The sequence below is a fragment of the Pseudomonas sp. 05N431 genome (assembly GCF_056397005.1).
On the sequence record NZ_JBFTMN010000001.1, the window covers coordinates 646,317 to 657,359 of the forward strand.

At 60.3% G+C, this 11,043-nt stretch carries 10 protein-coding genes; 8 read left to right on the top strand and 2 right to left on the bottom strand.

All coding sequences use genetic code 11. From position 1 onward, the window contains the following. Nucleotides 1-141: 141 nt before the first annotated feature. Nucleotides 142-1,482: a substrate-binding domain-containing protein gene (locus tag AC1DIG_RS02940; protein WP_477766079.1), complete on the top strand. Its 1,341-nt coding sequence runs from the start codon at nt 142-144 to the stop codon at nt 1,480-1,482. A 9-nt stretch (nt 1,483-1,491) separates the two neighbouring features. On the opposite strand, the gene cobF is transcribed toward AC1DIG_RS02940, so the two are convergent. After that, complete coding sequence (cobF, locus tag AC1DIG_RS02945) at nt 1,492-2,259, bottom strand: precorrin-6A synthase (deacetylating) (RefSeq protein ID WP_477766049.1); 768 nt, start codon at nt 2,257-2,259, stop codon at nt 1,492-1,494. Nucleotides 2,260-2,517: 258 nt separating this feature from the next. On the opposite strand from cobF, the gene AC1DIG_RS02950 reads away from it, so the two are divergent. The 7 genes from AC1DIG_RS02950 to astA all read left to right on the top strand — a co-directional run bounded on the left by AC1DIG_RS02950 (nt 2,518) and on the right by astA (nt 9,813). Continuing rightward, entirely contained in the window at nt 2,518-3,372 is an 855-nt protein-coding gene (locus AC1DIG_RS02950; RefSeq protein WP_477766050.1) for a MurR/RpiR family transcriptional regulator, read from the top strand. A 2-nt stretch (nt 3,373-3,374) separates the two neighbouring features. Further along, nucleotides 3,375-4,019, top strand: a complete 645-nt coding sequence (locus AC1DIG_RS02955) for a cysteine hydrolase family protein (protein WP_477766051.1) — start codon at nt 3,375-3,377, stop codon at nt 4,017-4,019. Beyond that, entirely contained in the window at nt 4,016-5,368 is a 1,353-nt protein-coding gene (locus AC1DIG_RS02960; RefSeq protein WP_477766052.1) for a type I glutamate--ammonia ligase, read from the top strand. The genes AC1DIG_RS02955 and AC1DIG_RS02960 overlap by 4 nt, the downstream gene beginning before the upstream one ends. Next, the gene (locus AC1DIG_RS02965; protein WP_477766053.1) at nt 5,352-6,104 is read left to right on the top strand and encodes an N-formylglutamate amidohydrolase; all 753 of its coding nucleotides are present in this window, start codon (nt 5,352-5,354) and stop codon (nt 6,102-6,104) included. The genes AC1DIG_RS02960 and AC1DIG_RS02965 overlap by 17 nt, the downstream gene beginning before the upstream one ends. Before the next feature lie 144 nt (nt 6,105-6,248). Continuing rightward, nucleotides 6,249-7,598 carry an APC family permease gene (locus tag AC1DIG_RS02970; protein ID WP_427527380.1) on the top strand — a complete coding sequence of 450 codons (1,350 nt, stop codon included), beginning with the start codon at nt 6,249-6,251 and terminating at the stop codon, nt 7,596-7,598. 132 nt (nt 7,599-7,730) lie between these two features. Beyond that, nucleotides 7,731-8,747 carry an arginine N-succinyltransferase gene (locus AC1DIG_RS02975; protein ID WP_477766054.1) on the top strand — a complete coding sequence of 339 codons (1,017 nt, stop codon included), beginning with the start codon at nt 7,731-7,733 and terminating at the stop codon, nt 8,745-8,747. 31 nt (nt 8,748-8,778) lie between these two features. Further along, nucleotides 8,779-9,813 carry an arginine N-succinyltransferase gene (gene astA, locus AC1DIG_RS02980; protein WP_103317241.1) on the top strand — a complete coding sequence of 345 codons (1,035 nt, stop codon included), beginning with the start codon at nt 8,779-8,781 and terminating at the stop codon, nt 9,811-9,813. 153 nt (nt 9,814-9,966) lie between these two features. Here the strand turns inward: astA and AC1DIG_RS02985 are convergent, their stop codons facing one another. Then, nucleotides 9,967-10,299 carry a hypothetical protein gene (locus tag AC1DIG_RS02985; protein ID WP_054597882.1) on the bottom strand — a complete coding sequence of 111 codons (333 nt, stop codon included), beginning with the start codon at nt 10,297-10,299 and terminating at the stop codon, nt 9,967-9,969. Between the last annotated feature and the right edge of the window lie 744 nt (nt 10,300-11,043).

Genomic DNA, 11,043 nt, shown 5'->3' on the forward strand with positions numbered 1-11,043 from the left:
TGAGGCTATGTCTGTCACATTAAAGGTGACAGACATATTGCTATCGCGAGCAAGCTCGCTCCCACACTGAACATCGTCATATTTCGGCAACCTCCCTGTCTTATTCTCCCGACACTTCCTGTGACCTTGAAAGGTGTCGGCCTGATGCTGCGCGCTCTGTTACCGCTGCTGCTCTGCGGTTTGCTTCCGCTCTCTGCCACCGCCGCTGAGCTGCCGATACCCGAGCGCGGCCCTGCCCTGCGCATTCAAGGCTCCAACACCATCGGTGCGGCCCTGGGTCCGGCGCTGGTCAAAGGGTTGTTGCTGGATCAAGGGTTGCTGAAGGTTCATAGCGAAGTCTCGGACAGAGACAACGAACAGCAGATTGTCGGCCAGACGGCCCAAGGTCGGCGGGTGGTCGTGGACATCGCCGCCCACGGCTCCAGCACCGGATTCGCCGCACTGAAAAACGCCAGCGCCGACCTGGCGGCGTCTTCGCGTCCGATCAAGGACAGCGAACTGGTCGACCTCGAAACCCTCGGCGACCTGAAAAGCCCGAACGCCGAGCAAGTCATCGCCATCGACGGCCTGGCAATCATCCTGCATCCGCAAAACCCGCTAACGCAGCTGAACACCGAACAACTGGCGCGAATTTTCAGCGGCGAAGTGAAAACCTGGGAAGAACTCGGCGGTACCGGTGGCCCGGTGAACCTTTACGCTCGGGATGACCATTCGGGCACCTATGACACCTTCAAGGAACTGGTGCTGAGCCATCGCGGGAAAACGCTGGCCAGTTCGGCAAAACGCTTCGAATCCAGCGAACAGCTGTCCGATGCGGTCAGCCAGGACCCGCAAGGCATCGGCTTCATCGGTTTGCCTTACGTGCGTCAGGCCAAGGCCGTGGCGATTGTCGATGGCGACTCGCAACCCATGTTGCCGCTCAACAGCCTGATCGCCACCGAGGACTATCCGCTGTCGCGTCGGTTGTATTTCTATTTACCGCCCAATGGCCAGAATCCCTGGGCCGACGCGTTGGTGACATTCGCCCAGAGCAGCAAGGGCCAGGCAACTGTCGCCGCCAGTGGTTTTATCGCGCAGACCGTGCAAGCCATGAACGTTGCGCCGAGCCCGCAGATGCCTGACGGCTACCGGGCAATCATCGATCATGCACAACGACTCACGGTGAATTTTCGCTTCGAAGAAGGCAGCGCCAGCCTGGACAACAAGGCCCGGCAGGACCTGTCGCGGGTGCTCGACTATTTAAAGCAGCACGACAAGCTGAACAAACAGGTGACACTGGTCGGCTTCGGCGATGCCAAGAGCGATTCGCAGCGGGCCGCCCTGCTCTCGAAACTGCGCGCCATGGCGGTGCGTCGCGAGCTGGTGAAAAGTGGTGTGGTGTTTCGCGAGATTCGTGGCTTCGGAGCCGAAATGCCGGTGGCGGCCAACAGTGCCGATGAAGGACGGATCAAGAATCGCCGGGTGGAAGTCTGGGTTTACTGAAATCCGCGCTCACTCCGGTGATTCAGGCTTGCGCAATAAATAGGTGTCCATAATCCAGCCGTTGGCCAACCGTGCAGCTTTCCTCACCCGCTCAATCTCTTGCGCAACGTCTTTTAGCTTGCCGGAAATGAGAATTTCATCCGGCGTGCCGAGGTAGGCACCCCAGTAAATCTGCTGTTCCTGATCGGCCACCTGCTGGTAGGAATCTTCGGCGTCGAGCATCACCACCAGGCTGTCAGCCTCGCTGACCTGACCCGCAGCCAGTCGGCGGCCGGTGGTGATTTCAACCGAGCGCCCAATGCGGTTCAACGGCACCTTATGCCGCGCTGCCAAGGCCTGGACGCTGCTGATGCCGGGAATCACCTCGAAATTGAAGGTACAACGACCTGATTCGAGGATCGCCTGCAAGATCCGCAGGGTGCTGTCGTACAACGCCGGATCGCCCCATACCAGAAACGCCGCACACTCGTCGTCCGTCATCTCTTCGTTGATCAAGCGCTCGAAGATCTGTTGCTTGTCGCGGTTCAGATCGACAACGCTGGCGTTGTAATCCACATCGCCACGCACCCGCTCGGGGCTGTGGGCCTCGACGAAGCGATAAGCCGGATCGGTGATATAGCGCTCGCAGATTTCCCGCCGCAGGTCGATCAGCTTGTCCTTGCTCTGCCCCTTGTCCATCAGAAAGAACACATCGACCCGGTTCAACGCATTGACCGCCTGCATCGTGATGTATTCGGGATTGCCGGCACCGATACCAATGACCAGTAGCTGCTTCATGAATGCTTCACCTCGCTGTGCGTCATTGTGCCCAACGGCTTATCCGTAGAAAAACGCGCCAATTTCCTACACGAACTAAAGCACTAGCGTACAACATCGAGCGAAACCCACGCAGGCCTTGTCGGACAAGACTTTCGCCCCACTTTAGTGCTTTTCAAGTACATGAAAAAATTCACTAGACATGTAGCATAAATTACATAAATACTGATTTAACGGATTATGAAATAAAAGCAACACACCCCTCTAGCAGGAGCTCGGATGCCCTCACTCAGAGACCGGATCACCGATCCCGGCCTGGACCTCACGCCGTCAGAACGCAAAGTCATACGCGCATTGCTGGACCAGTACCCGCGTAACGGGCTGGGGCCGATGTCGCGCCTGGCCGAGCATGCCGGCGTCAGTGATCCGACCATCGTGCGCCTGGTGAAAAAGCTCGGCTTCGGTGGTTATGCCGATTTTCAGGACGCGCTCCTCAGCGACATGGATCACCGGCTGCGCTCGCCCAGTGCGCTGTTGCAACCGCGTTCGCACCTCAAGCAAGACGACGCCTGGACCCATTATCTGGCGGACAGTCACCGCGCCCTGCTCGAAACCCAGGCCCTGACCCAGCCCGAAGATGTGCGCATTCTGGTGGAGTGGCTGCTGGATACACGGCATCAGGTGCATTGCTTCGGCGGACGCTTCAGCAGCTTCCTCGCCCACTACCTGCTCAATCATTTACGCCTGTTGCGTGCAGGTTGCTTTGCCCTGGAAGACAACGCGCAACTGCCCGATCGGCTGTTCGATGTGCAACGCCAGGACGTGGTGCTGCTGTTCGACTATCGACGCTATCAATCCCAGGCACTGCGTGTCGCCAGCGCGGCCAAGAACCGGCATGCGCGCGTTGTGCTGTTCACCGACATCTACGCCTCGCCGCTGCGCGAGATGGCGGATCTGGTGATTACCGCGCCCGTGGACTCGGCGTCGGCCTTCGACACCCTGGTGCCAGCACTGGCCCAGGTCGAAGCGTTGATTGCCTGCCTGACGCTGCGTTGTCCCGATCTTGCAGAGCGACTGGAAGGCATCGACGCGCTACGAAGCGATTTCACCACTCACCTGCTGGAGGAAAAATAAGGATGTTTATGCTCCCCCATCACTCACCCCGCGACCTGCCGTTTGCTACCGACCACACCGCGCTGCTGTTGGTGGACATGCAACGCGCCTGGCTTGAGCCGCAGTTCGACCCGCATCTGCAAGGGCCTGACGCCAGGTATTTCCTCGAGCGCACCCGCCAGCAGGTGATTCCCAACCAGCTCAGGCTATTGGCCGCCGTGCGCACGGCTCGGCAAAACGTTCTGCACACGCTCATCGAAAGCCTCACCGCCGACGGTCGCGACCGCTCGCTGGACCACAAGCTGTCGGACATGCACCTGCCAAAAGGCAGCCCGCACGCCGCGATCATTGAAGAACTGACACCGGCCGAAAACGAAATCGTCTTGCCCAAGACCTCCTCCGGGGTCTTCAACTCGACCAACATCGACTATGTGCTGCGCAACCTGCAAACCCGCCATCTGATCATCGCCGGCATCGTCACCGACCAGTGTGTCGACATGGCCGTGCGCGATGCGGCTGACCGTGGTTATCTGGTGACGTTGGTCGAAGACGCCTGCGCGACCTACACCGAGCAACGCCATCTGGCGTGCCTGAACGCGATCAAGGGCTATTGCTGGATTACCGACACGCAGACCGTGCTCGACCGTTTGCAGGCGTTGCACGCATGAGCCGCGCCAACAGCAGTGAGCCCCTGACGCCCGTGGCCATGACCACCATCGTCACCACGGACCTGATCGGCGTGACCCGCGGCCGGTCGTTTCCCAGCGATGAACTCGAACACTACAAAACCGCCGGTTGCGGTTGGGTCCCGGCCAACAGCGCGTTGACCCCGCAAGACATCATCGCCTCCAGCAATCCGTGGGGTGCTTACGGCGACTTGCGGCTGATCCCCGACCTGGCCAGCCGGGTGACGGTCAGCAACGGTCCTGATGCCAGTGCTCCGGCCCTGGATTTCATCCATGGCGACATTTGCGAAACCGATGGCCGTCCATGGGCAGCCTGCCCGCGGACGCTGCTGCGCAACGAAGTACAGCGCTACCACGATGAACTGGGGTTGCAGATCACTTCGGCCTTCGAGCACGAATTCAACCTCACCACCGACAGCGCCCAGGCCGAACATCTGGCGTTTTCGCTGGAGGCCCAGCGTCAAGGCGCAGCGTTCGGCGGCTGGCTGCTCAGCGCCTTGCGCGCAGGTGGGGTCGAGCCGGAAATGTTCCTGCCCGAATATGGCAAACACCAATACGAAATCACCTGCCGGCCGACCCAGGGTGTCGCGGCGGCCGACCGCGCGGTCAACGTACGCGAGATCACCCGTGAGATTGCCCGGCAAATGGGCCTGAACCTGAGCTTTGCGCCCAAGACGTCCGAGCACGCGGTGTGCAATGGCGTGCACCTGCACTTGAGCCTGCACGATCTGTCCGGCGATCCGGTGCTGTATGACGCCGGGACCGCCAATGGCCTGTCGACCCTCGGCCAGCACTGGTCCGCAGGCGTGTTGCACTACTTGCCGGCCCTCTGCGCGTTGACCGCGCCGACCCCGATTTCCTATGAGCGCCTGCAACCGCATCACTGGAGCGCGTCGTATGCGTGCCTGGGCCAACGCAACCGCGAAGCCTCGTTGCGCATCTGCCCGACCGTGAGCCTGGGCAGCAAATCCGAGGCCGCGCAATACAACCTCGAATTCCGCGCCATGGACGCCACGGCCTCCCCGCATCTGGCGATGGCTGCCGTACTGATTGCCGGCCGACTGGGCATCGAACAACGACTGGCGTTAAACGCGATCACCGATGAAGTCCCGGATTCGCTGAATGAAGAACAACGCCAGCGCCGCGGCATCGTCGCCCTGCCCGCGTCACTCGCGCAGGCCCTGAGCCACTTGCGGAGCAGCGAGGCCTTGCTTGAAGCCTTGCCAAGCGCCTTGCTCGACACTTACTTCGCCGTCAAAACCGAGGAACTTGCCTTGACCCAACACCTGTCGCCCGCCCAACTCTGTGAGCACTATGCGCGCCTCTACTGAGTCCGCCGAGTTCGGGCTCTACACCGAGCCGGCGTACAGCCTGAGCCGGGAAGCGTCCGAGCACCCGCTGATTCTGGTGTGTGAACATGCCAGCCGCTACATCCCGACGGCCTTGAACGATCTGGGGTTGAGCGGCGAGGCCGCGCACGAGCACATCGCCTGGGACATCGGCGCGCTGGCGCTCGCCGAGAGCCTATCCGAAGCCCTCGGCGCAACCCTGCTGGTGGCCAACTACTCGCGCCTGCTGATCGACCTCAACCGCCCGTTGCAGGCCCCGGACAGCATCCCGGCCAAGAGCGAAATTTATCAGGTGCCGGGGAATCAGAACCTCGACGAAGCGACCCGCGACTACCGCCGCGAGTGCCTGTTCACGCCGTTTCACACACGCCTTGGCGAACTGATCGATGCCCGCGTGGCCGAGGGTCGCACGGTGCGGGTGGTGGGCATTCACAGCTTCACGCCGGTCTACTTCGGCCAGCCTCGAGCGCTGGAAGCCGGCGTGCTATATGGGCAGGCCGAGGATTATGCGAACCGGCTGATCGACGGGTTGGCCAGGCATCCACTGCGGGTCGCCGGCAATCAGCCCTACAAGATCAATCCGGCGAGCGACATGACAGTGCCGTTTCACGGCGACGTCCGTGGCATCGACTCGGTGCTGATCGAGGTGCGCAACGACCTGTTGCGCAATCGGTTGGCGGTCCAGACCTGGAGCGATTACCTGGCGCCGTTGCTGTAGAACCGAAGACTCAAACGAACAGTTTCACGCTGAAAAAACACGGATGGTTGTACCGGTAAAACAACGATAACAAACGCTGTAACGTGTTTTTTACCTACCTGGTTCAAACACATTGCCGTAGTGGCCTACAAGGAGAAGCGCTTCATGGAAATAGAAGAATTCGGCTACAAGCAAGAGTTGAAACGCAGCCTGTCGCTGACCGATCTGGTGGTTTACGGGATGATTTTCATGATCCCCATCGCCCCGTTCGGCGTTTACGGCTACGTCAACCAGGAGGCGCCGGGCATGGTGCCGCTGGCCTACATCATCGGCATGGTGGCGATGCTGTTCACCGCCCTGAGTTACGGCAGCATGGCGCGGGCCTTCCCGATTGCCGGCTCGGTCTACTCCTACGCTCAACGCGGGCTGCACCCGCATGTCGGCTTTATCGCCGGCTGGCTGATGCTGCTCGACTACCTGCTGATTCCGCCGCTGCTCTACGTGTATGCGGCGATGGCGTTGAATCACCTGTACCCGGACATTCCCAAGGTCGGTTTCATCCTCGCCTTCCTGGTCAGTGCGACCTTCGTCAACCTGCGGGGCATCACCTTTACCGCACGGATGAACATCATCTTTCTGCTGGCGCAACTGGTGGTGCTGGGGATCTTCCTGTTCTACGCCTGGACCGCCTTGCACGGTGGCGCCGGTAACGGCCAGCTGACCCTGGCGCCGTTGTACAACCCGGAACACTTCAACTTCGCGTTGCTGATGCAAGCGGTGTCGATTGCGGTGTTGTCGTTCTTAGGCTTCGATGCAATTTCGACCCTGGCCGAAGAGATCAAGGGCGATCCGGGCCGCAGCGTCGGCAAAGCCGCGTTGATCACGCTGGTGGTCATGGGGGTGATTTTCGTCGTGCAGACCTGGATTGCCACAGACCTGGCCGCCGGCATGGGCTTCAAGTCCGCTGATACCGCATTCTATGAAATCGCCGAAATCGCCGCCGGCAGCTGGCTGGCGACCGTCACCGGTGTAGCCACGGCACTGGCCTGGGGCGTGGCGGTGGCGATCACCTCGCAAGCCGCGGTATCGCGCCTGCTGTTCGGCATGGCCCGCGACGGCAAACTGCCCAAAGTGCTGGCCAAGGTCCACCCCAAACACAACACCCCGTACATCAGCATTTACCTGGTGGCGGTGCTGTCGCTGCTGATCTGCTACCTGTTCATCAACTCGGTGGACACCCTGACTTCACTGGTGAACTTCGGGGCCTTGAGCGGCTTCATGCTGCTGCACCTGACAGTGATCAATTACTACTGGCGTCGGCAGAAGTCCGGCCAGCTGATCCGTCATCTGGTCTGCCCGGTGATCGGCTTCATCATCGTCAGCGCCATCTTGTACAACATGGGTGTCGATGCGCAGAAGCTCGGCGGGATCTGGATTGCAGCGGGCCTGGTCTACCTGTTTTTCCTCAACAGAATCGGCGCCAGCGCTGTATTGCCGGACCCTTCCAACAGTTAGAAAAGGTCAGTACTTAAAACGTCGAGCGGTCGCTGACAGGGATTAGCCGACCGCCGTTGCAGTGCGTGGAAACCGACAGTGATAGTCAAGCCTGATGCCCGGTATCAGGCCCTTTGATACAGGAGTACATCCATGCTGGCCTTACGTCCAGTTCAGTTATCCGACCTGCCTCAGTTGCAACAACTTGCGCGCGACAGTCTGGTGGGTGTCACCTCGTTGCCGGACGACACCGAGCGCCTGCGCCAGAAGATTCTCGCGTCCTGCGCATCGTTTGCCAGTGACGTGAACAGCCATGGTCCGGAGAACTATTTCTTCGTGCTGGAAGATCTGGCCAGTCAACAGTTGCGGGGCTGTTCGGAAGTCCTCGCGACCGCCGGTTTCAACGAGCCCTTCTACAGCCTGCGCAACCGCCCGTTCACCAGCGAGTCGCGCGAGCTGAACATTCATCACGGGGTGCCGGCGCTGTCGTTATGCCAGGACCTCAGCGCCCATACCTTGCTTCGCGGTTTTCACATCAACACCGAGCTTGAACGCACGCCCTCTTCGGAAATGCTTTCACGGGCCCGACTGATGTTCATCGCCGCCCATCCGCAACGCTTTTCCGACGCCGTGATTACCGAAATCGTCGGCTACAGCAGCGACGCGGGTGAATCGCCATTCTGGGATGCACTGGGCAAGCACTTTTTCGACCTGCCCTACGTCGAGGCCGAACGTCTCTGTGGCTTGCAGAACCGAAGCTTTCTCGCCGAGTTGATGCCGCACTACCCGATCTACGTGCCGATGCTGCCGCAAAGCGCTCAGGCGTGTATTGGCCGGATTCATCCGGATGGCCAGGAAGCCTTCGATATCCTTGAACGTGAAGGCTTCGAGACCAACAGCTACATCGACCTCTTCGACGGTGGGCCAACGCTGTTTGCACGCACCCCGAGCATTCGTTCGATCGCCCAGACCCGCACGGCTGTTGCCCGTTTGAGTTCACACAGCGGCGGCAAGACGTCGTACCTGCTGAGCAATGACTCTTTGGAAAACTACCGGGCGATTGTCGCCGAACTGGACTGGAGCGCAGACGAACCCGTCATGCTCGACGCCACTCAGCTCGACGCCTTGCAACTGGACGATGGCGGCCCGGTTCGGCTGATTGCGCTATGAAGCAGGTCTTCCGCACTCAAGGAGCTCCATCATGATCGTGCGCCCGGTTCAAATGACCGACCTGCCGGCGTTACTGGCGCTGGCACGCAGCGCCGGCCCGGGGTTCACTTCGCTGCCGGCCAACGAAGAACGTCTGACCCTGCGCGTCCGCTGGGCGCAGCGGACCTTTGCCGGTCAGGTTGAACGGGCCGACGCCGACTACCTGTTCGTGCTCGAAGACGACGATCAGCAAGTGATCGGCGTCAGCGCCCTGGCAGGTGCCGTCGGGCTGCGCGAGCCCTGGTACAACTACCGCGTCGGGTTGACGGTCAACACCTCGGCAGACCTGGGAATCCGTCGACAAATCCCGACCTTGTTCCTCAACAACGAGATGACCGGCCAATCGGAAATCTGCTCGTTGTTCCTGCGCCCGGATCAGCGTCAGGGCCATAACGGCCGGCTGCTGTCGGTTGCGCGATTGCTGTTTGTCGCCGAGTTCCCGCACCTGTTTGGCGAAAAACTGATCGCCGAACTGCGCGGCAGCGCCGACGAGCACGGGTGCTCGCCGTTCTGGGACAGCCTGGGTCGACATTTTTTCAAAATGGATTTCAGCCACGCCGATCACCTGTCCGGGCTCGGCAACAAGTCGTTCATCGCCGAGCTGATGCCACGTCAGCCGCTGTACACCTGCATGCTCACCGAGCAAGCTCAGGCAGTGATCGGCAAGGCCCATCAAAACGCCGAACCGGCGCGCAGAATCCTCTGCAACGAAGGCTTTGCCCATAAGGGTTACATCGACATCTTCGACGGCGGCCCGGTCATCGAAGCCCAGGTCTCGAAAATCCGTGCCGTGCGCAACAGCCAGTCGCTGGACCTGATGGTCGGCACACCTGACGACAACGCGCCGCTCTGGCTGATCCATAACCAGCGCCTGGAAAACTGCCGCATCACCGCCGCACGCGCCCGACTGGTCGGCAACAGCTTGCTGGTCGATCGCCTGACCGCCAAGCGCCTGCAATTGCAAGCTGGCAGCTCCGTGCGTGCCGTGCCGTTGCTCAAGCAACAACAGCAGGCGGTAGCCGCATAACGTGCCAGACAAATAGCAAAAAACCCGCACATGGCGGGCTTTCTGCTTGATGGGGTCAAATCCTTTTGTCAGTTCAATCTGCGCTTCAGGATGTAAGTAATTCGTGAAAAGCTTGTCGCAGGATCGAGAAAAAAACAGACCCCACTGAACACTCTATTTAACTGACGCCGAAACGGGTTCTGGCAACCGCCGCCCGAGCACATCCAGCAGATCACAACCATCACGCAACGGAATGGCGCACAACAAGGCGAAGTCGTTAAGGATCACCGAATCGCTGGCAATCTCCCCGCGCATCGCCAGGTTCTCCAGCACCTGAGTCACCGCACGAATGCGATAACGGGCAGCGTCGAGCAGGATATCGAGTGGTGCGTGGGTGTCGACGAACAGGGTGGGCATGTCGGAGCAGTTGCTGGTGAGGGCCATGTAGCGGTTGGAAGGATGGGAGGTTGGCGGGACGTAGGGTGGATTGGGGGTGTAGGTGTTCATTGTTCTGATTCCTAACGTATGGGTTGAAGCCGCCAGACATCACTTCCACGCAATAGGTGGCGGCTGTACGCAGGTGTGGAAGACCGGGACGTTAGGCACCCGGCGCGCTCGAAAGCGCCCCGCGCACAGCCACCATAAAACTCAGACGATAAAAAACGCCGAACTGGTGGCGCTTTGTGCGCCTAACGATAGAAGGGCTTCCACACCCTGTCACTGAATTTGCAGTGACAGCCCAAGACTATCGATGATGCCCATCACGCACCAGTTCATGCACACCGCCACAGCATGCGGGAAATATCCGACGAGTTCGCCCAGAAACTTCATCGACTGAGCGGCATAGAAATCTATACAGCGTTGAAATGCCACGCAGGACTACGCCCGTAGCAGCTGTCGAGCCTGCGAGGCTGCGTTCGGCCGCGCAGCGGTCGTAAAATCAGGCACCACGTTCTTCCAGGAAAACCGTGTTCCCAGGATTTGCGAGGACTTCGTCCTCGAACGCAGCCTCGCAGGCTCGACAGCTGCTACGGATATCACCCACCCAAAATGAAGTAGCGCGCCCCAACCACTCAACAGGCCGAGCGTTAGCTCGCCTGCCGCTGTTGATCTTGATCCACCCGCCCCTTCGGGAGGCCGAGTGGAGGTGTTCATCAGGGGGTGGGCGCGCAGCGCCGTACGGCGCAGCCGGACACATCGAGAGGAGGTCGTCGCGAAGCAGACCGTAGGCGATGCCCCCTGATGGACACC